The 20,963-nt window shown below is 61.6% G+C and carries 18 protein-coding genes and 1 other RNA gene; 13 read left to right on the top strand and 6 right to left on the bottom strand.

The window, feature by feature from the left end; all coding sequences use genetic code 11:
* Positions 1–14: 14 nt before the first annotated feature.
* Together ACYF6X_RS20020 and ACYF6X_RS20015 are read right to left on the bottom strand one after the other, a co-directional pair.
* Positions 15–1,097: an ABC transporter permease gene (locus ACYF6X_RS20020; protein WP_063990671.1), complete on the bottom strand. Its 1,083-nt coding sequence runs from the start codon at positions 1,095–1,097 to the stop codon at positions 15–17.
* A complete protein-coding gene (locus ACYF6X_RS20015) occupies positions 1,090–2,643 on the bottom strand; it encodes a sugar ABC transporter ATP-binding protein (RefSeq protein WP_063990672.1) in 1,554 nt (517 codons plus the stop codon). Before ACYF6X_RS20015 ends, ACYF6X_RS20020 begins: the two co-directional genes overlap by 8 nt.
* A 374-nt stretch (positions 2,644–3,017) precedes the next feature.
* Between ACYF6X_RS20015 and ACYF6X_RS20010 the strand changes: the two genes are divergently transcribed.
* From ACYF6X_RS20010 to ACYF6X_RS20000, 3 genes are all read left to right on the top strand, one after another.
* Complete coding sequence (locus ACYF6X_RS20010) at positions 3,018–3,836, top strand: IclR family transcriptional regulator (RefSeq protein ID WP_130018196.1); 819 nt, start codon at positions 3,018–3,020, stop codon at positions 3,834–3,836.
* Between the two features lie 124 nt (positions 3,837–3,960).
* The gene (gene argO / locus ACYF6X_RS20005; protein ID WP_033635865.1) at positions 3,961–4,578 is read left to right on the top strand and encodes an arginine exporter ArgO; all 618 of its coding nucleotides are present in this window, start codon (positions 3,961–3,963) and stop codon (positions 4,576–4,578) included.
* Between the two features lie 121 nt (positions 4,579–4,699).
* Positions 4,700–5,431, top strand: coding sequence for an oxidative stress defense protein (locus tag ACYF6X_RS20000; protein ID WP_025160209.1), 732 nt, complete (start codon positions 4,700–4,702; stop codon positions 5,429–5,431).
* Between the two features lie 48 nt (positions 5,432–5,479).
* On the opposite strand, the gene ACYF6X_RS19995 is transcribed toward ACYF6X_RS20000, so the two are convergent.
* Positions 5,480–6,373 (bottom strand): LysR family transcriptional regulator ArgP, encoded by an 894-nt coding sequence (locus ACYF6X_RS19995; RefSeq protein ID WP_033649429.1) that lies wholly within the window; start codon positions 6,371–6,373, stop codon positions 5,480–5,482.
* 204 nt (positions 6,374–6,577) lie between these two features.
* On the opposite strand from ACYF6X_RS19995, the gene rpiA reads away from it, so the two are divergent.
* The gene (rpiA, locus tag ACYF6X_RS19990) at positions 6,578–7,234 is read left to right on the top strand and encodes a ribose-5-phosphate isomerase RpiA (protein WP_063990673.1); all 657 of its coding nucleotides are present in this window, start codon (positions 6,578–6,580) and stop codon (positions 7,232–7,234) included.
* Between the two features lie 292 nt (positions 7,235–7,526).
* A complete protein-coding gene (gene serA, locus ACYF6X_RS19985; protein ID WP_025304156.1) occupies positions 7,527–8,765 on the top strand; it encodes a phosphoglycerate dehydrogenase in 1,239 nt (412 codons plus the stop codon).
* Positions 8,766–8,813: 48 nt separating this feature from the next.
* Here serA and ACYF6X_RS19980 read toward each other — a convergent pair whose 3' ends face one another.
* From ACYF6X_RS19980 to zapA, 3 genes are all read right to left on the bottom strand, one after another.
* Positions 8,814–9,422 carry a 5-formyltetrahydrofolate cyclo-ligase gene (locus tag ACYF6X_RS19980; protein ID WP_063990674.1) on the bottom strand — a complete coding sequence of 203 codons (609 nt, stop codon included), beginning with the start codon at positions 9,420–9,422 and terminating at the stop codon, positions 8,814–8,816.
* Positions 9,423–9,474: 52 nt separating this feature from the next.
* Positions 9,475–9,657: non-coding RNA, 6S RNA (gene ssrS / locus ACYF6X_RS19975), on the bottom strand.
* A gap of 40 nt (positions 9,658–9,697) precedes the next feature.
* Positions 9,698–10,027 (bottom strand): cell division protein ZapA, encoded by a 330-nt coding sequence (gene zapA, locus ACYF6X_RS19970; RefSeq protein WP_004931621.1) that lies wholly within the window; start codon positions 10,025–10,027, stop codon positions 9,698–9,700.
* Between the two features lie 319 nt (positions 10,028–10,346).
* On the opposite strand from zapA, the gene ACYF6X_RS19965 reads away from it, so the two are divergent.
* The 8 genes from ACYF6X_RS19965 to ACYF6X_RS19930 all read left to right on the top strand — a co-directional run bounded on the left by ACYF6X_RS19965 (position 10,347) and on the right by ACYF6X_RS19930 (position 20,960).
* Positions 10,347–10,925 carry a YecA/YgfB family protein gene (locus ACYF6X_RS19965; protein ID WP_063990675.1) on the top strand — a complete coding sequence of 193 codons (579 nt, stop codon included), beginning with the start codon at positions 10,347–10,349 and terminating at the stop codon, positions 10,923–10,925.
* Positions 10,926–10,980: 55 nt separating this feature from the next.
* Complete coding sequence (gene pepP, locus ACYF6X_RS19960; protein WP_063990676.1) at positions 10,981–12,297, top strand: Xaa-Pro aminopeptidase; 1,317 nt, start codon at positions 10,981–10,983, stop codon at positions 12,295–12,297.
* A gap of 1 nt (position 12,298) precedes the next feature.
* Positions 12,299–13,477: a 2-octaprenyl-6-methoxyphenyl hydroxylase gene (gene ubiH, locus ACYF6X_RS19955; RefSeq protein WP_130018197.1), complete on the top strand. Its 1,179-nt coding sequence runs from the start codon at positions 12,299–12,301 to the stop codon at positions 13,475–13,477.
* 80 nt (positions 13,478–13,557) lie between these two features.
* Positions 13,558–14,760, top strand: a complete 1,203-nt coding sequence (gene ubiI / locus ACYF6X_RS19950; protein ID WP_130018198.1) for an FAD-dependent 2-octaprenylphenol hydroxylase — start codon at positions 13,558–13,560, stop codon at positions 14,758–14,760.
* Positions 14,761–15,266: 506 nt separating this feature from the next.
* Entirely contained in the window at positions 15,267–16,364 is a 1,098-nt protein-coding gene (gcvT, locus tag ACYF6X_RS19945; RefSeq protein WP_004931631.1) for a glycine cleavage system aminomethyltransferase GcvT, read from the top strand.
* Between the two features lie 163 nt (positions 16,365–16,527).
* Positions 16,528–16,914 carry a glycine cleavage system protein GcvH gene (gene gcvH, locus ACYF6X_RS19940; RefSeq protein WP_063990680.1) on the top strand — a complete coding sequence of 129 codons (387 nt, stop codon included), beginning with the start codon at positions 16,528–16,530 and terminating at the stop codon, positions 16,912–16,914.
* A 92-nt stretch (positions 16,915–17,006) separates the two neighbouring features.
* Positions 17,007–19,886 carry an aminomethyl-transferring glycine dehydrogenase gene (gene gcvP / locus ACYF6X_RS19935; protein WP_063990681.1) on the top strand — a complete coding sequence of 960 codons (2,880 nt, stop codon included), beginning with the start codon at positions 17,007–17,009 and terminating at the stop codon, positions 19,884–19,886.
* A gap of 108 nt (positions 19,887–19,994) precedes the next feature.
* Positions 19,995–20,960: a quinone oxidoreductase family protein gene (locus ACYF6X_RS19930; protein ID WP_130018199.1), complete on the top strand. Its 966-nt coding sequence runs from the start codon at positions 19,995–19,997 to the stop codon at positions 20,958–20,960.
* Positions 20,961–20,963 lie beyond the last annotated feature (3 nt).

Below are 20,963 nucleotides of genomic sequence, written 5' to 3'. Positions count from 1 at the left end.
GGTGTGCTCCTGGTTTAAGGGTGGGTCGCTGTCTGATTGTTGTTGTCAGTTGGCGTCGTCTGGCTGCGTTGTACCGCTTTCTGATTGAGTAGCCGGCGGCGTTGGGCATAGCCGGCCAGGGTGATCGACAGCAACAGCGTCGCGCCGTTGAACAGCGGCTCGACCCAGAATTCACCGCCGAACTGCTGAATGCCGGCGATGCCGATAGCCAGAATGGCGATGCCGACCACGGTGCCCCAGACATTGACGCGCCCTGGGCGAATGGTGGTGCTGCCGAGGAAGGCGCCGACCAGCGCCGGCAGCAGATAGTCCATGCCGACGCTGGCCTGGCCGACGCCCTGTTCGGCGGCGATCAACACGCCGCTGAAACCGGTGAGCACGCTGGAGGCGATGAAAGCGCCGATGGTGAAGCGGTTGACCGAAATGCCGTTCAGGCGCGCCGCCGCCGGGTTGCCGCCCACCGCATACATGCAGCGACCGAGCGGGGTGTGTTCGGTGATGAGCCACAGCACCACCGCGACGATCAGCACGTAAAATGCCACGATCGGAATGCCGGCGATCTCGGTGTGGTGCAGCGCGATAAAGGCATCCGGCAAGTCGCCGACGATCTGCCGCCCGCCGGAATGCCACAGGGCAATGGCGTACAGCACGGTGCCGGAGCCGAGGGTGGCGACGAAGCTGTCGATATCGGCCAGCGCCACCAGAATGCCGTTCAGCAACCCGTACAGCGCCGAGATCGCCAGCACCGTCAGCACCGCCATCTGCCAGGAGAAGCCGTATTCCACCTGCAGCGTGATCGCCAGGATGTGCCACAGCACAATGCCGAAGCCGACGTTAAGATCGATCTTGCCCACGATCATCGGGATGGTCGCCGCCAGCGCCAACAGGGCGATTTTGGCCTTGCTCGACAAGATAGCCTGCAGCGTCAGCATCGATGCGAAAGAGGGGGTGATCAGTGAGAACAGCACGACCAGCGCGACGCACAGCAGCAGCAGGCCATAGCGGGTGAGAACCTGCATCAGCCAGGGGCCGGCGCCGTCCTGCGCCAGGCTGACGCGCTGCTCCAGCGCGGTTGATTTAACGGATGTTTTAGACATGGCCTACCTCGGATTCTGACGTGATTGCGACGCTTTCCCCGGTGCTGGCAGAGGCCAGCTCCAATAAATTGGCGAATGACACCTGTTGATTTTTCAGTTCGCCGACCATTTTCCCGCGGTTGAACACCAGCGCGCGGTTGCAAATATGGGCGATCTCCTCGAAATCGTTGGAGATCACCAGCACCGCCACGCCTTCCGCCAGGGATTTATTCAGCAGGTGGTAGATTTCCGCGCGCGCGCCGACGTCCACGCCGGCGGTGGGATCTTCCAGGATCAGCAGCGGCGCCCCCAGGTGCATCCAGCGCGCCATCACCACCTTTTGCTGGTTGCCGCCGGACAGCGCGCTGATATCGATATTGACGTCCTTGGGGCGCACGTCGAACAGCTGCACTTTCCACCAACTGGCGCCGATCTCCGCTCGTCGCCCGTAGCGGGAGAGCAGCCGGTGGCCACTGGCGCAGGGGTTGATAAACAGGTTTTCACGCACGCTCATCGACATCACCAGGCTTTCGCCGGTGCGATCGCCCGCGACCAGCGAAACGCCGCAGGCCATCGCCTGCTGCGGGGAGCTCGCCTGATAGGACCGATCGCGAAACCGAATCGCGCCGCCGTCGGCCTGACGCAACCCGAACAGCAGCCGGCCGATCTCTTCTTGCCCGGCCCCGCGCAGGCCGGCCAGCGCCAGCATCTCGCCCGGCTGCAAATCGAAGCTCACCGGGCCGATGTCGCCCACCGTGACGCTATCGAGCTGCAACACCGGCGGACGATGTTCCGGCAGCGGTTCGCGCTGATCGTCCGCCATCGCTTCGCCGACGATGGTTTGCACCAGATCGCGCAGCGAGTAGTCGGCGGTGCGGCCGCCAGCGACATAGCGCCCGTCGCGCATTACGCAGACCCGATCGGCGATTTCGATCACTTCGTCCAGGCGATGGGTGACGTAAATCATGCCGACCTTTTTGGCGCGCAGCCGGTTGATGACGGCGAACAGATGACGCACGTCGTTGGCGGGCAGGGAGGCGGTCGGTTCATCCAGCACCAGCAACTCGGCGTTGACCGCCACCGCACGGGCGATCGCCAGCAGCGATTTTTCGGTGCGCGACAGTTCGAAGACGCGCGCATCGGGATCGAGCGCGATACCGACGTCTTGTAGCGCCTGCGCCGCCCGGCGGCGAATGGCGCGCCAGTCGATCAACCCAAAGCGGCGGGGAAACCCCATCACCAGCGCCATGTTCTCCGCCACCGTCATCCATTCGATCAGGCCGAGATCCTGATGAATAAAGGCGATCGGCTGGCGGCTGTCGCTTTTTATCGCGGCGGCGGAGGCGATGCTTGCGCCCTGAAAACGAATATCGCCGCCGTCACGCGGGTAGACGCCCGCCAGCACTTTGATCAGCGTCGATTTGCCGGCGCCGTTTTCGCCCAGCAGTGCCAGAACCTCGCCCGGCATTACCTGCAGGCTGACGTCGTTGACCGCCACGTTGCCGCCAAATCGTTTGACGATGTGGCTGAGGGTAAGGATGGGTTGTGCCGCATTATCCATAGTCATGTGATGCGCCCCTGGTGTTGCGCCCGAGCGAAGATGCCGAGCAAATTAGCCAAACCGCTGGTGAGTATCTGGTCTTTAAATTTCAATATGCGAAATTCAATTTCAAAAATAATATGACGTTCGTTGCGCTAAATCAAAGGTGATGAAGTTTTAATTGTTTTTATTAAACAATGGGTTATTTTTTACTTTGCGGAAGTGTGACCGATGGCTCACTTCAATGCGGGGGAAATATTGCGGATTTTTGGCTCGCTGCGGACAATGAAACGGCGTTCCGTCTTCACCTGATGCGGGCCTTGGGGTAACATGCCCGGCAAAGAGCCTGCTGACTTCGCCGCAGCGCCGGTTGGCGGTTCGACACTGGAGAGATTTTCGCTATGAGCCTGAAAGCCGTCGACGAGAAAGATGACAAGAAAGACAAACCGCTGGGCAGCCAAAGCCTGTTCCGCGGTTTGCAGTTGATTGAGATCCTGAGCAATTTCCCCAACGGATGCCCACTGGCGCATCTGTCCGAGCTGGCCGGCATGAACAAGAGCACCGTGCATCGCCTGCTGCAGGGGTTGCACACCAGCGGCTATGTGACCCAGGCGCCGTCGCCGGGCAGCTACCGCCTGACCACCAAGTTCATTTCCATCGGCCAGAAGGCGCTGTCGTCACTCAATATCATTCACGTGGCCGCGCCGCATTTGGAACAGCTGAACCTGGAGGTGGGCGAGACGGTCAACTTCTCCAGCCGCGAAGACGACCACGTCATCCTGATCTACAAGCTGGAGCCAACCACCGGCATGATGCGCACCCGCGCCTATATTGGCCAGCATATGCCGCTGTACTGTTCGGCGATGGGGAAAATCTTCATGGCCTACGGCAACGACGATTACCCAGCCCACTACTGGCAGACCCATCAGCAGGAGATTCAGACGCTGACGCGCAATACCATCACCGAGCTGCCGAAGATGTATGAGGAACTGGCCGATATTCGCCAGCGCGGCATGGCGATGGATCGCGAAGAAAACGAGCTGGGGGTCTCCTGCGTGGCGGCGCCGGTGTTCGATATTCAACAGCGCGTGCCCTATGCGGTGTCTGTCTCGTTGCCGACCGCCAAGCTGCAGCAGATCGGCGTCAAAAGCCTGATTAAACCGGTGCTGGCTACCGCACAACGCATCTCGCAGGAGCTGGGGTTCGTCACGTCGATTTGAGTATTAGTTCCGCTGATGCGGGATTAGAAACATCAATTTCACCTAATGATCGCTTCCTCGTATGATGCGCGTGTTGACCGACACGCGCCCTCGTCCGGCGCCTTTTATCATTCGAGGAATCCCCATGTTAGCCGTCTTCTTGCAGGGTTTTGCCCTGAGCGCCGCCATGATCCTGCCGCTGGGCCCGCAGAACGTATTCGTGATGAATCAGGGCATTCGCCGCCAGTATCATTTGATGATCGCTTCGCTGTGCGCGTTGAGCGATATCGTGCTGATTTGCGCCGGGATTTTCGGCGGCAGCGCTTTGCTGACCCGCTCGCCGCTGCTGTTGGCGCTGGTCACCTGGGGCGGGGTGGCGTTTCTGCTGTGGTACGGGTGGGGCGCGTTCCGTTCCGCCTTGAGCCCGCAACCGGCGCAGGCCGCGGCGCAGGAGCTGGCGCAGAGCCGTTGGCGCCTCGTGGTCACCATGCTGGCGGTCACCTGGCTGAACCCACACGTTTATCTGGATACCTTTGTGGTGCTCGGCAGCCTGGGCGGGCAGCTGACGGCGGATGTGCGCTCCTGGTTCGCGCTCGGCGCGGTCAGCGCGTCGGCGGTGTGGTTCTTCGGGCTGGCGCTGCTGGCCTCCTGGCTGGCGCCATGGCTGAACACGCAGCGGGCGCAGCGCATCATCAACGCGCTGGTCGGGCTGGTGATGTGGGGCATCGCGCTGCAGCTGGCCTGGCAGGGGGCAAATTTATAAGAATTTGTCACTAATCCGAATTCAAAACGCCGCGCGATATGCTACGTTTGATGCCAGGAATCCGGCGGTTCTCACAGGGAAAAGCCGGCGATCAGAGACAGCCTGTCATTAAGGAGACACTGTGAAGCTAAAAGCATTGGCTATGGCCGCAATGGTCGGATTAGGGACGTTACCGATGGCGCTGCAGGCGGCTGAAGTGCCTGAAGGGCCGCACGTCGTCACCTCCGGCACCGCCAGCGTGGACGCCACGCCGGATATCGCCACCCTGGCGATCGAAGTGAGCGTTTCCTCCAAAGACGCCGCCCAGGCGAAGAAGCAGGTGGACGAGCGCGTGGCGCAGTACTTTGATTTCCTGCAGAAAAACAACATTGAGAAGAAAGACATCAGCGCCGCCAACCTGCGCACCCAGCCGGAATACGATTACCTGAAAACCGGCGAGTCGGTGCTGAAGGGCTACCGGGCGGTGCGTCAGGTGCAGGTGACCCTGCGTCAGTTGGACAAGCTGAACGAGCTGCTGGACGGCGCGCTGAAATCCGGCCTGAACGAGATCCGCGCGGTGGAGCTGGGCGTCGCCAAGCCGGACGTGTATCGTGAGCAGGCGCGGCAAAAAGCGATCGAGAACGCGACTCAGCAGGCCGAATCCCTGGCCAAAGGCTTCCACGCCAAGCTGGGGCCGGTGTACAGCATTCGCTACCGGGTTGCCAACTATCAGCCGATGCCGGTGGCGCGGATGTATAAGGCGGCCGGCGCGGCGGCGGAAAGCGACGCGGCGCAAACCTATGAGCAGCAAAGCATTCACTTCGACGATCAGGTGGATGTGGTGTTCGAGCTGCAGCGCAACGCCGCGCAGTAAGGCTATCGTGTTGAAGAAAAGGTTCGCTGCGGCGAACCTTTTTTCGTTTTAATCCTGGCGCAGCACCTGATGACCGTGCTCCAGCAGCGCGTCGGTCACTTTACGCATCATGCGGCTTTCCGGCGCGAAACGGTGCCAGTACAGCATGCGGCGCTGGTACAGCCCCGGCGTCAGATCGATCAGTTCACCGGATGCCAGCTCCTTTTCGATCTGCAGGTGTGGGATCATACAGCAGGTGGTGCCCTGGCGTGCCAGCTGCACGAAGGCTTCCGACGAGTTCACGATGTGGCAGGGCACGCTGCCCGGCGACAGATCGAAGTTCTGCTGCAGGAACGCCTGGTGCATGTCGTCGAGATGGTCGAAGGCCACCGCCGGTGCTTTCAGCAGCGCGGAACGGGTGACGCCGCTCGGGAAGTAGCGCTCGGCGAAGCCGCGGGAGGCCACGAACAGGTAATCCAGCGCCCCCAGCCGATCCACCAGGCAGCTCGGCAGCGGCTGCGGCTGAATACTCACCGCGCCCACCACCTCACCGCGGCGGAGCCGCTCCTGGGTGCGGGTTTCATCTTCCACCTGCAGATTCAGGCGAATGGGGGAGTCCGCCAGCACCGGCTTCAGCGCCGGCAGCAGCCAGGTTGCCAGACTGTCGGCGTTGACCGCCAGCGACAGCAGCAGCGGCGTATCGACGCCGGTGTCGTTGCCCAGCCACTCTTCTTCCAGCAATTCCACCTGATGCAGCAGCGCGAGCAGCTTTTGCCCTTGTTCGGTGGGGCGCGGCGGCACGGTACGGACCAGCAGCGGTTGGCCGAACAGATTTTCCAGCTGTTTGATGCGTTGGGATACCGCCGATTGCGTGATACAGAGTTTTTGAGCGGCGCGCTCGAAGCCGCGCTCACGGATCACCGCGTCCAGCGCTTGCAGCGTACGATAGTCTGGGCGTTTCATCGGAAAGATATCCCTTAAATTAGAATGATACCGGCACTATGCCACATTTTGCGCACGGCGCAGGTGGAAAAATCACGCCCCTACCTCGCCGCCAAGCGGGCAAAAATGCGGGATGCGGTAAATAAGTGTGATCCTGCCAGCGTGAAAAACAGCGTTTTACCCTATAATACGCACACGTTTTCGTACAGAGGCAAGGGACATATTATGACGCAGGATGAACTGAAAAAAGCGGTGGGCTGGGCGGCGCTGGAATACGTGACGCCGGGCACCATCGTCGGGGTCGGCACCGGTTCTACCGCCGCCCACTTTATTGACGCGCTGGGCTCCATCAAGCACCAGATCGAAGGCGCGGTGTCCAGCTCCGATGCCTCCACCGCCAAGCTGAAAAGCCTCGGCATCCCTGTGTTCGACAGCAACGAAGTGGACTCGCTCGATATCTACGTGGACGGCGCGGACGAAATCAACGGCCATATGCAGATGATCAAGGGTGGCGGCGCGGCGCTGACGCGCGAGAAAATCATCGCCGCCATCGCCAAGAAATTCATCTGCATCGTCGACGCCAGCAAGCAGGTGGACGTGCTGGGCAAGTTCCCGCTGCCGGTGGAAGTGATCCCGATGGCCCGCTCTTACGTGGCGCGTGAGCTGGTGAAACTCGGCGGCCTGCCGGAATATCGCCAGAACGTGGTGACCGACAACGGCAACGTGATCCTCGATGTGCATAACCTGAGCATCACCGACGCCATCGCGCTGGAGAACAAGATCAACGGCATCGCCGGCGTGGTGACCGTGGGGTTGTTCGCCAACCGCGGCGCGGACGTGGCGCTGGTCGGTACCTCGGAAGGCGTGAAAGTGGTCAAATAAGCCTCTGCCGTCTGTGGCCCGGCAGTGCCGGGCCGCATAATTCTTCGGTTAAAATATCTTTTCTGAAAAACGGCAAATTTGGTGACTTATGTCACATTGTGAAAACTGACTCCCCAAAGCTTCTGCCGAAAACTTTCCCTATGGCATTTTCTGCCGTAAACCGCCATCAACGCTGCGCCTTGTCCTGCCGGGCAGGCAATCGTTTGTATTGCCGCCCGCGTTATTTTTGTTATGTTGGATGGGAGCTGTGTCGTCACAGCCGCTTCTGAAGTCTGAACATAGGGTCGGGTAAATGGCAAAAGTATCATTGGAGAAAGACAGGATTAAATTCCTGTTGGTGGAAGGGGTTCATCAGAGCACGGTCGATAACTTACGTGCCGCCGGTTATACCAACATCGAATACCATAAGGGTGCGTTAGACACCGAATCGTTGAAGGCATCCATCCGCGATGCGCACTTCGTCGGCATCCGATCGCGTACGCATCTGACCGAAGAAGTGTTCGCCGCCGCAGAGAAACTGGTGGCGGTGGGCTGCTTCTGCATCGGTACCAACCAGGTTGATCTGAAAGCGGCGACCAAACGCGGTATTCCGGTCTTCAACGCCCCCTTCTCCAATACCCGATCCGTGGCCGAAATGGTGCTGGGCGAGCTGCTGTTGATGCTGCGCGGCATTCCGGCCGCCAACGCCAAGGCGCACCGCGGCGTGTGGCACAAACTGGCCGTGGGCTCCTATGAGGCGCGCGGTAAAAAGCTGGGCATCATCGGCTACGGCCACATCGGCACCCAGCTGGGCATTCTGGCCGAAGGGCTGGGCATGAAGGTGTTCTTCTACGACATCGAGAACAAGCTGCCGTTGGGCAACGCGCAGCAGGTGCGCCATCTGTCCGATCTGCTCAATATGAGCGACGTGGTGACGCTGCACGTGCCGGAAACGCTGGCCACCAAGAACATGATGGGGGCGGAAGAGCTGGCGCTGATGAAACCGGGTGCCATTCTGATCAACGCCTCGCGTGGCACCGTGGTGGATATCCCTGCGCTGTGCGACGCGCTGGCCAGCAATCACCTGGCGGGCGCGGCGATCGATGTCTTCCCGGAAGAGCCGGCGACCAACAGCGATCCGTTCAACTCGCCGCTGTGTGAGTTCGATAACGTGCTGCTGACGCCGCACATCGGCGGTTCCACGCAGGAAGCGCAGGAGAACATCGGCGACGAAGTGGCCGGCAAGCTGGCGAAATACTCCGACAACGGATCGACTCTGTCTGCCGTCAACTTCCCGGAAGTGTCGCTGCCGGCGCATGGCCCGAACGCCAGCCGCCTGCTGCACATCCACGAAAACCGTCCGGGCGTGTTGACGCAGATTAACCAGATCTTCGCCGAAGAGGGGGTTAACATCGCCGCACAGTATCTGCAAACCGGGCCGGAAATCGGCTATGTGGTGATAGACATTGAAGCGGAAACCGCGCGCGCCGACGCCGCGCTGCAGCGCATGAAGGCTATCGACGGCACCATTCGCGCCCGTCTGCTGTTCTGATTCGGCGGCTCGCCGCAACGAAAAAGGCCGGAGCGATCCGGCCTTTTGTTATTTGGGCTCGTGCCACGCCCAGCTGCAGAGCGGGGTGAGGATTTCCGGCAGCGGGATATCCCAATGTTCGGTTGGCAGGTGCTCCACCTGCTGGCAATCATGGGCCAGGCCGATGGGATAGGGGCCGTCGCTCTGCCAGTTTTGCAGGGTGCGATCGTAAAAGCCGCCGCCCATGCCCAGACGCTGCCCGGTATGATCGAATGCCACCAGTGGCGTCAGCACGACGTCCAGCTTGCCCAGCGGCAACACCTGGCGCACATCGAGGCGCGGTTCGAGAATATTGAAGCGATTGCGCACCAGCGGCGTTTCCGGCGCATAGCGCAGGAACAGCAGGTGCCCCGGGCTGAACGGGTGCAGCACCGGCAGGTAAACCCGTTTGCTGAGGGTCCACAGTTGCTCGATCAGCGGCCTGGTGTCGAGTTCACCGTCAAACGACAAAAATACCGCGATGCTGTGCGCTGCCTGAATACGTGCGTGCGCGACGAGGCGTTCGGCTATCTTGTCTGCGGCAAAGTGTTGTTGGCCCGGCGTAAGCTCGCGCCGACGTTGGCGAATGAGTTGACGAATGGCTTGGCGCTGCTGCGCGAATTGGGGTTGAAAAGGCATCGTATCAGGCTTGCTCAGTGTGGCGTTCAGCACACATAAACCGCTGAGAAGGGGAATCTCCGAGATGCCGTCGCAGGCTGTAACCCTTGAACCCATGGTTCAAGGTGAACGTGCCGTCGCAATCTTAAGGCTTCTCGGCGCACCGAGCGTGCTCACCGATCGCGGAGCAACACATTCTGTTTGTACTAAATATCGGCTCAGGGGACTGGCCCGCTGGCGAACATCTCAGAGAAATTTTGTACTCGTTGCCGAAACTGTGATTTCAACAACTTAAGTTATTCGAATTGTGCATCCTGACGTTCAGAGATGCGACCTTGTTCAAGCAGCGCTTGTTCAATGGTCTGCTGCAGCATCCGTATGCGTTGTTCCATATTGGACGCATAGTCACGGGTTTTCAACCGTTCTTGAGCAAGTTCGTGACAGACGTTCAATGCCGCGATGAAAACCAGTTGCTCAGTATTGGAGACTCTAGTGCGAACTTTAAGATCTTGCAACCGTTGGTTAAGATCGTCCGCCGCCATATTCAACGCATCTTGTTGTTCTGGCGGGCAATTGACTCTTAACGAGCGGCCAAAAATTTGAATATCTACCGGTTGTGCAGACATGCCACCTTCCTGCCTAAATTTCGCGCCAGCCTTGTCCGCCCTGGCCGGGCCGTCAAAGCGGGCGCCACTATATATACCTCGGTACCAAGATACAACCCCTTTTTCAGTACCTGGTTGTAATCTACTGTGGCGCACATTGCCAGTCAAAAAAGGGTTTCAAAATGCGTATTTACCGCACTTTCGCCACCCGCCGGCGCAGTGTGAAACCTGCCACATCGCGATTATAACTAGCCACTGAGGTGTCGCGCTTATCTGGTATAGCGACGGACCTTGGTGGTAGCATAACACGAACTTATCCTGCCAACGATGACGAATGCGCATGTCTATACAGAATACATTTCCAAGTTACCAATCTTTGACCGTGGCCCTCAACCAGCAGTCGGTGGCGCTGACCGCGGCAGAAATGCACGGCCTGATCAGCGGCCTGTTGTGCGGCGGCAGCCGTGATGCCGGCTGGCAGGCGCTGGTGCACGATCTGACCAACGAAGGCGTCGCCTTCCCGCAGGCGCTCAGCCAACCGCTGCAACAGCTGTATGAAGTGACGCGTGAAACGCTGGAGGACGACGAATTCCTGTTCCAACTGATGCTGCCGGAAGGGGAGATCGTCAGTGTGTTTGACCGCGCCGACGCCCTGGGCGGTTGGGTCAACCACTTCCTGCTCGGGCTGGGGATGATGCAGCCGAAGCTGGCCCAGGTGAAAGACGAGGTCGGTGAAGCGATCGACGATCTGCGCAACATTGCGCAGCTGGGCTACGACGAAGACGAAGATCAGGAAGAATTGGAACAGTCGCTGGAAGAAGTGGCGGAGTATGTGCGGGTCGCCGCCATCATGTGCCACGGCGAATTCACCCGTCACAAGCCAACGGCGCCGGAAAACATCAAACCGACGTTGCACTAAACGTCCTATCGCCCCTCCGCCGGCGGTGCGGATGGCATGATTTCAGGAGAAGGTAATGATTCAGCAGGAATTCAACAACCGCCGTCAGGCGCTGTTGGCGAAAATGGCGCCGGCCAGCGCGGCGGTTATTTTCTCTGCGCCGGAAACGACGCGCAGTGCAGATTCAGACTATCCCTATCGGCAGAACAGCGACTTTTGGTACCTGACCGGCTTCAATGAGCCGGAAGCGGTGCTGGTGCTGATCAAAAGCGACGAAACGCACAACCACAGCGTGCTGTTCAACCGGGTGCGCGATCTGACAGCGGAAATCTGGTTTGGCCGCCGCCTGGGGCAAGACGCCGCGCCGGCGAAGCTGGGCGTGGATCGCGCGCTGCCGTTCGATGAAATCAATGACCAGCTGCACCTGCTGCTCAACGGCCTGGATGTGGTTTACCACGCGCAGGGTGAATACGCCTACGCCGATCAGATCCTGTTCGGCGCGCTGGACAAGCTGCGCAAGGGATTCCGCCAGAACCTGCAGGCGCCGGCCACCGTGACCGACTGGCGGCCGTGGCTGCACGACATGCGGTTGTTCAAGTCCCCGGAAGAGCTGGCGGTGATGCGCCGCGCCGGTGAGATCAGCGCGTTGGCGCATACCCGCGCGATGGAAAAATGCCGCCCGGGCATGTTCGAATACCAGCTGGAAGCGGAGATTCACCATGAATTCACCCGCCTCGGCGCTCGCTACCCGTCTTACAACACCATCGTCGGCAGCGGCGAAAACGGCTGCATCCTGCACTACACCGAGAACGAGAGCCAGATGCGCGACGGCGATCTGGTGCTGATCGACGCCGGCTGCGAGTATCAGGGGTATGCCGGCGACATTACCCGCACCTTCCCGGTCAACGGCAAGTTCAGCAAGCCGCAGCGCGCGGTGTACGACATCGTGCTGGCGTCGCTGCTGCGCGCTTTGGCATTGTTCAAACCCGGCACCAGCATCCGCGAAGTCAACGACGAAGTGGTGCGCATCATGGTGGTCGGGCTGGTGGAGCTGGGCGTATTGAAAGGTGAAGTCGACCAACTGATCGCCGAGCAGGCGCACCGGCAGTTCTTCATGCATGGGCTGAGCCACTGGCTGGGCCTCGACGTGCACGACGTCGGCCACTACGGCACGCCGAGCCGCGATCGGCTGCTGGAGCCGGGCATGGTGCTGACCGTGGAACCGGGGCTGTACATCGCGCCGGATGCGGACGTGCCGGCGGAATACCGCGGCATCGGCATCCGCATCGAGGACGACATCGTGATCACCGCCGACGGCAACGAAAACCTGACCGCCACCGTGGTGAAAGACGCCGATGCCATCGAAGCGTTGATGGCGGCGGCAAGGTCATAAAATGAGCGTAATTATCGTTGGCGGCGGTATGGCGGGCGCGACGTTGGCGCTGGCTATCTCGTCGCTTACTCAGGGAAGGATTGCGGTGGATCTGGTCGAGGCGACTCGGCCGGGCGACCGCAGCCACCCGGGCTTTGACGCCCGCGCCATCGCATTGGCGCAGGGCACCTGCCAACAGCTGGCGCGCATCGGCGTTTGGCCGGCGCTGCGCGACTGCGCCACGCCGATCACTCAGGTGCACGTCAGCGATCGCGGCCACGCCGGTTTCGTGAATCTGCAGGCGCAGGATTATCAGGTCGATGCGCTTGGCCAGGTGATCGAACTGCACGACGCCGGGCAGCGGCTGTTCGCGCTGCTGGCGAAGGCGCCGGGCGTTACGCTGCACTGCCCCGCGCGGGTGGTGGACGTGATCCGCACCGCAGAGCGGGCGGAAGTACAACTGGATACCGGTCTGCGCCTGTGCGGGCAACTGCTGGTGGCGGCCGACGGTTCGCGTTCGGCGCTGGCGGAGGCCTGCAACGTGCAGTGGCGGCAGGAGGAGTATCCGCAGTTCGCCACCATCGCCAACGTCACCACGGCGGAAGATCCGCAGGGGCGCGCCTTCGAGCGTTTTACCCGCTACGGGCCGCTGGCGCTGCTGCCGATGTCGCAGGGGCGCAGTTCGCTGGTGTGGTGCCATGCGCGCGAAGATCGCGCCCGGGTAGATGCCTGGGACGACGAGCGTTTTATCGCCGAGCTGCAACAGGCCTTCGGCTGGCGGCTGGGGCGTATCCTCAAGGCCGGTAAACGGCACAGTTATCCGCTCAGCCTGCTGACCGCCGATCGCCATGTCAGCCATCGTCTGGCGCTGGTGGGCAACGCGGCGCAGACGCTGCACCCGATCGCCGGGCAGGGGTTCAACCTCGGCCTGCGCGACGTGATGTCGCTGGCGGAAACGCTGGCGGAAGCGGTAGACAGCGGCGAAGACGCCGGTGGTTATGCGCTGCTGAGCCGCTATCAGCAGCGGCGGCAAAACGATCAGCAGGCGACGATCGGCGTGACCGACGGATTGATCCGTTTGTTCGCCAACCGTTATGCCCCGCTGGTGGTCGGCCGTAATCTGGGGCTGATGGCGATGGAGCGTTTGCCGGCGGTGCGCGACGCCTTCGCCAAACGTACATTGGGCTGGGTGGAACGTTAGACACAGAATCGGGTGCCCTGTGGCGCGTCCAAAACGCGGCGCGGCAAGGCGTCGCGCGTTATTTAAGGAAATCGAGCAGCATGCAATCATTTGACGTGATTATCGCCGGTGGCGGTATGGTGGGGCTGGCGTTGGCCTGCGGCCTGCAGGGCAGCGGGCTGCGCGTGGCGGTGCTGGAGCAGCGCCAGCCGGACATGGCGCCGCCGTCGGAGCAGCCTGCGCTGCGCGTCTCCGCCATTAATGCCGCCAGCGAGCGTTTGCTGCAGCACATCGGCGTGTGGGACGACATTCTCCAGCTGCGCGCCAGCGCTTACAACGCGATGGAAGTGTGGGAGCGAGACAGCTTCGGCAAAATCGCCTTCCGCGGCGACGAGTGCGGCTTCAGCCATCTCGGCCACATCATCGAAAACTCGGTGATCCAGCAGGCGCTGTGGAAACGCGCCGAAAGCCTCTCGGACATCACGCTGATTACCCCGGCCGCGCTCAAGCAGGTGGCGTGGGGCGAGAACGACGCCTTCGTCACGCTGGAGGATGGCCGCATGCTGACTGCTCGGCTGGTGATCGGCGCCGACGGAGCCCAGTCGTGGCTGCGCCAGCACGCCGACATCCCGCTCACCTTTTGGGATTACCGCCACCATGCGCTGGTAGCCACCATTCGCACCGAAGAACCGCATCAGGCGACGGCGCGGCAAATTTTCCACGGCGATGGCATTCTGGCGTTCCTGCCGTTCAGCGATCCGCATTTAAGCTCCATCGTCTGGTCGGTGACGCCGGAAGACGCCGAGCGGCTCAAGCAGTTGGAACCGGAACAATTCAACCGCGAACTGGCGATGGCCTTCGATATGCGTCTGGGCGCCTGCAGCCTGGAAAGCGAACGGTTGGCCTTCCCGCTGACCGGCCGCTATGCGCGCAGCTTCGCCGCACACCGCCTGGCGCTGGTGGGCGATGCGGCGCATACCGTGCATCCGCTGGCCGGGCAGGGCGTGAACCTCGGCTTTATGGACGCCGCCGAGCTGATTTCCGAGCTGCGCCGCCTGCAGCGGCAGGGCAAGGATATCGGCCAGCATCTCTATCTGCGCCGCTATGAGCGCCGCCGCAAACATGGCGCGGCGGTGATGCTGGCCAGCATGCAGGGTTTCCGCGAACTGTTCGACGGCAACCACCCGGCCAAAAAGCTGCTGCGCGACGTGGGGCTGAGGCTGGCGGACAGCCTGCCGGGCGTCAAGCCAAAGCTGGTGCGTCAGGCAATGGGCCTGAACGATCTGCCCGAGTGGCTTGCCTGACACCTGCCTTCTGCGAGCCCCCTGAGGGCTCGCGCTTCTCGCCTTATGCCATCGTCTTTCCTTATATAACCCTTCATTTGAAATAATCTAATTTCAGCTGCTTTTTATCATTACTTTTTCTAATTCCATGTTCGGTTATCAAAAGTCGGAATCTCATGCGCGGCCGCCGGTTTGTTATATAACTTCGGAGTTTTGCCGCTTTAATTGTTAATTTTGTGCCTTAAAGCGCATTTTTCCAGTGAAAAACTCTGCACACTAGCCCGGCATTTTACCGCCCCGGAACGGCGATGAGCCTATTTTAACTTATGGTTAATGTGGTCGTTCGGTGATAAGTTCGGGGGAAAGGTATCGTTTGCGTCACGGCGGTTGCACGCAGTTTCCGCCCGTCCCGGCGCAGCATTTGTGTTGAGCAGTCAGTGCGCCATGGCGATCGGGCCGCGAGCCAGGCTCCGCCGCATTGCGTGGCAGCACCCTAACTTCTAGCGACGAGTGGAAAGAGGGCAAAGATGGCAAAGCAAACCCCACTGTACGACCAGCACGTGGCGTGCGGTGCGCGCATGGTAGACTTTCACGGCTGGATGATGCCGCTGCACTACGGTTCGCAGCTCGATGAGCACCACGCGGTGCGTCAGGATGCCGGCATGTTCGACGTGTCTCACATGACCATCGTGGATCTGCACGGCGCCCGCACCCGCGAGTTCCTGCGCTACCTGCTGGCGAACGACGTCGCCAAACTGACCCAACCCGGCAAAGCGCTGTACACCGGCATGCTGAATGCCTCCGGCGGCGTGATCGACGACCTGATCGTTTATTTCCTCACTGAAGACTATTTCCGCCTGGTGGTGAACTCCGCCACGCGCGACAAAGACCTGGCCTGGATTGAAGAGCACGCCGCGCCGTATGGCGTTGCGCTGACGGTGCGCGACGATCTGGCGCTGATCGCGGTGCAGGGCCCGCAGGCCAAAGAGCGTGCCGGCACGCTGTTCACCCCGGAACAAAAAAGTGCGGTCGAAGGCATGAAGCCGTTCTTCGGCGTGCAGGCCGGCGAGCTGTTCATCGCCACCACCGGTTACACCGGCGAGGCCGGCTATGAGATCGCGCTGCCGAAAGAGCAGGCGGCGGATTTCTGGCAAAAATTGCTGGCCGCGGGCGTCAAGCCGGCCGGTCTGGGCGCGCGCGACACGCTGCGTCTGGAAGCGGGCATGAACCTCTACGGGCAAGAGATGGACGAAGGCGTTTCACCGCTGGCCGCCAACATGGGCTGGACCATCGCCTGGCAGCCAGAAGATCGCCGTTTCATCGGCCGCGAAGCGCTGGAACAACAGCGCGAGCAGGGCACCGAGCAACTGGTCGGCTTGATCATGACGGAAAAAGGCGTATTACGTAATGAGCTGCCGGTGCGTTTCACCGACGCGGCGGGGCAAACCCATGAAGGCGTGATCACCAGCGGCTCGTTCTCTCCGACGCTGGGCTTCAGCATCGCGCTGGCGCGCGTGCCGGCAGGTATCGGCGAGCAGGCCATCGTGCAGATCCGCAACCGTGAAATGCCGGTCAAAGTGACCAAGCCCGGTTTTGTTCGCGCCGGCAAGCCGCTGACAAATTGATTTTTATTGATTCTTCCCTAGGGATTTCGCGCTGCGGCTAGGCGGCAAGTGCGCGAGTCCTCGGGAGCTTACTGCGGTAAGTGACCGAGGTGAACGTACGCAGCCAACAACGCTGCAGTGTGAAAGACGACGGGAAATTATTTCTTCGAAGGAGTAACCGGCTATGAGCAATGTGCCAACAGAATTGAAATACGCATCCTCCCACGAGTGGGTTCGTTCAGAAGGTAACGGCGTTTACACCGTAGGCATCACCGAACACGCGCAGGAACTGCTGGGCGATATGGTGTTTGTCGATCTGCCGGAAGTGGGCCGCAACGTCGCCGCCGGTGAAGATTGCGCCGTGGCGGAGTCCGTCAAGGCGGCGTCGGACATTTACGCGCCAATCAGCGGCGAAATCGTGGCGGTGAACGGCGAGCTGGAAAGTTCTCCGGAGCTGGTGAACAGCGAGCCCTACGGTGACGGCTTCCTGTTCCAGATTAAAGCCGCCGACGAAGGCGAGCTGGCGAACCTGCTGGACGCCGCGGCTTATCAGGCCTCGATCGACGAGTAATCGTGACCACGCCCCGGGCCTTTCGGCCGGGGCGTTTTAGTTACCGTTCAAGCTATATCCCGTATCACGCAAGCATTCAGGAATTTGTAGCAATGACTCAGACACTCAGCCAACTCGAACACAGCGAAGCGTTCATCGAACGCCACATCGGCTCTTCTGCGGAACAACGCCAGGAGTTGCTGGCAGCGGTGGGCGCTCGCTCGCTCAGCGCGCTGATCCAACAGATCGTGCCGGCGGACATTCAGCTGCCGGGGCCGCCGCCGGTCGGCGACGCGGCGACCGAACATCAGGCGCTGGCTGAGCTGAAGGCGATCGCCTCGCAGAATCAGCGCTACAAATCCTATATCGGCATGGGCTACAGCGCCGTGCTGACACCGCCGGTGATCCTGCGCAACATGCTGGAAAATCCGGGCTGGTACACCGCTTACACCCCTTATCAGCCGGAAGTGTCGCAGGGCCGCCTGGAAGCGCTGCTGAACTTCCAGACCGTGACCCTCGATCTGACCGGCCTGGATCTGGCTTCCGCTTCGCTGCTGGATGAAGCCACCGCCGCTGCCGAATCGATGGCCTTGGCCAAACGCGCCAGCAAGCTGAAAGACGCCAACCGCTTCTTCGTGGCCGACGACGTGCATCCGCAGACGCTGGACGTGGTGCGCACCCGCGCCGAAACCTTCGGCTTCGACGTCATCGTCGATAAAGCGGAAAAAGTGCTGGAGCTGGACGGCGTGTTCGGCGTGCTGCTGCAACAGGTGGGCACCACCGGCGAGCTGCACGACTACAGCGCGCTGCTGGCCGAATTGAAATCGCGCAAAATCATCACCAGCGTGGCCGCCGACATCATGGCCCTGGTGCTGCTGACCGCGCCGGGCAAGCAGGGCGCCGACGTGGTGTTCGGCTCCGCGCAGCGCTTCGGCGTGCCGATGGGCTACGGCGGCCCGCACGCCGCCTTCTTCGCCTGCCGCGACGAGTTCAAGCGTTCGATGCCGGGCCGCATCATCGGCGTTTCCCGCGATGCCGCCGGCAACACCGCGCTGCGCATGGCGATGCAGACCCGCGAGCAGCATATCCGCCGCGAGAAGGCCAACTCGAATATCTGTACCTCGCAGGTGCTGTTGGCCAACATCGCCAGCCTGTATGCGGTATATCACGGTCCGCAAGGGCTGCAGCGCATCGCCGGGCGTATCCATCGCTTGACCGACATCCTGGCCGCCGGGCTGCAGAAGGCCGGCCTGACGCTGCGCCACAACACCTGGTTCGACACCCTGACCGTTGAAGTGAAAGACAAGGCTGCCGTACTGGAACGCGCGCTGAGCTTCGGCATCAACCTGCGTACCGATATCCACGGCGCCGTGGGCATCACGCTGGACGAAGCCACCTCGCGTGAAGACGTGCAGACGCTGTTCGCACTGCTGGCCGGCGACGAACACGGCCTGGACATCGACGCGCTGGACGCGGTGGTGAGCAAGAACAGTCAATCGATCCCGGCCGCCATGCTGCGTCAGGATCCGATCCTGACCCATCCGGTATTCAACCGCTATCACAGCGAAACCGAGATGATGCGCTACATGCATCGCCTGGAGCGTAAGGATCTGGCGCTGAACCAGGCGATGATCCCGCTGGGCTCTTGCACCATGAAATTGAATGCTGCGGCGGAGATGATCCCGATCACCTGGCCTGAATTCTCCGAGCTGCACCCGTTCTGCCCGCCGGAGCAGGCTGCCGGCTACCAGCAGATGATCGGCCAACTGTCTCAGTGGCTGGTGCAGCTGACCGGCTATGACGCGGTGTGCATGCAGCCGAACTCCGGCGCGCAGGGCGAATACGCCGGCCTGCTGGCGATCCGTCGCTACCATGAAAGCCGCAACGAAGCGGGCCGCCACGTCTGCCTGATCCCGAGCTCCGCGCACGGCACCAACCCGGCCTCCGCCCAAATGGCGGGCATGAGCGTGGTGGTGGTCGCCTGCGACAAGAACGGCAACATCGATCTGCACGATCTGCGCGTCAAGGCGGAGCAGGCGGGCGAAGAACTCTCTTGCATCATGGTGACCTACCCGTCGACCCACGGCGTGTATGAAGAAACCATCCGTGAAGTATGCCAGATCGTGCATCAGTTCGGCGGCCAGGTGTATCTGGACGGCGCCAACATGAACGCCCAGGTGGGCATCACCACGCCAGGCTACATCGGCGCGGACGTTTCGCACCTCAACCTGCATAAAACCTTCTGCATCCCGCACGGCGGCGGCGGCCCGGGCATGGGCCCGATCGGCGTGAAAGCGCACCTGGCACCGTTCGTGCCGGGCCACAGCGTCGTGCAGATCGACGGCGTAACCACCCAGCAGGGCGCGGTTTCCGCGGCGCCGTTCGGCAGCGCCTCCATCCTGCCTATCAGCTGGATGTACATCCGCATGATGGGCGCGGAAGGCCTGAAGCAGGCCAGCCAGATGGCGATCCTGAATGCCAACTACATCGCAACCCGTCTGAAAGATGCCTATCCGATCCTGTATACCGGCCGCGATCACCGCGTGGCGCACGAATGTATCCTCGATATTCGTCCGCTGAAGGAAGAGACCGGCATCAGCGAAATGGACATCGCCAAGCGCCTGATCGACTTCGGCTTCCACGCGCCGACCATGTCGTTCCCGGTGGCGGGCACGCTGATGGTCGAGCCGACCGAGTCGGAAAGCAAAGTGGAGCTGGATCGCTTTATCGATGCGATGCTGGCGATCCGCAGTGAGATTGACCGCGTCGCCAAAGGCGAATGGCCGCTGGAAGACAACCCGCTGGTGAATGCGCCGCACGTGCAGGCGGAGCTGGTCAACGACTGGCAGCACCCGTACAGCCGCGAGCTGGCAGTGTTCCCGGTGGCCGGCGTGCGCGAGAACAAGTACTGGCCGAGCGTTAAGCGTTTGGACGACGTGTACGGCGACCGTAACCTGTTCTGCTCTTGCGTGCCGATGAGCGATTACGAATAACACGTTCGGCAAAGTTTGTGTTCGGGGGACACCGCATCATGCGGTGTCCCTTTTTATTTTATTGCGGCCTATTCTTTCCTGTACGTTCCCACGATTTGAGGAGTCACCATGCAAGCGGCAATCGTAACAGCGCTGGGGCAAGCCCCGGTATTCGGCACCTTTGAGGAGCCCCAGGCGCAGGCGAATGAAGTGCCGATCGACGTTCTGGCGGCCGGCATCAAACAGCTGGATCGCGCCACCGTCGCCGGCACCCATTACTCCAGCCCCAAGCAGCTGCCGATCGTGCCCGGCACCGACGGCGTGGGCCGGACGGCCGACGGGCAACGGGTGTATTTCGCCTCCTTCCGCCGTCCTTACGGCGCGATGGCTGAGCGCAGCGTAGCGTCATGGACGGTGCCGGTGCCGGAGGCGGTGGACGACGCGACGGCGGCGGCGCTGATCAACCCGGCCTTCGCCGCCTGGCTGCCGCTGCGCTGGCGGGCGGATCTGCAGCCCGGCGAAACGGTGCTGATCATCGGCGCTACCGGCACCTCGGGCAAACTGGCGGTCGCGGCGGCGCGTCAGGCAGGGGCCGGGCGCATCGTTGCTGCCGGCCGTCGGCTGAGCGTGCTGGAGGCGTTGGGCGTAGACGCCACGGTGGATCTGAGCCTGCAGGGCGAGGCGCTGACGCAGGCTTTCGCGGCGGCGGCGGGGCCGGGCGGTTATCAGGTGATCGTCGATTATATCTGGGGCCCGGCGACTGAAGCGCTGCTCGCAACGCTCAATAATCACGATCTCTTGTCTTACGCCGGCGGGCGCGGCATTCGCCTGGTCAACGTCGGCTCGATGGCCGCGCCGGACATCCGGCTGCCGGCGGCGGTGTTGCGCAGCAATCAGCTGCAGATCCTCGGCAGCGGCACCGGCAACTTCCCGCCGGTCCCGGAGATGCAGCGCTACGCGACCGAGATTTTGGCGCTGGCGGCGACGGGCGCGCTCGCTATCGAGACGCAGGAGCACGCGTTGGCGGAGATCGCCGAGGTGTGGGATCTGAACAAGAAAAGCGACGTGCGTTCGGTGATACGCATCGCCCGTTAGACT

This window comes from Serratia sp. ID 25-353 (assembly GCF_054792795.1).
Note: the sequence above shows the minus strand (reverse complement) of the source record. Positions and strands in the feature narration are given on the sequence as shown.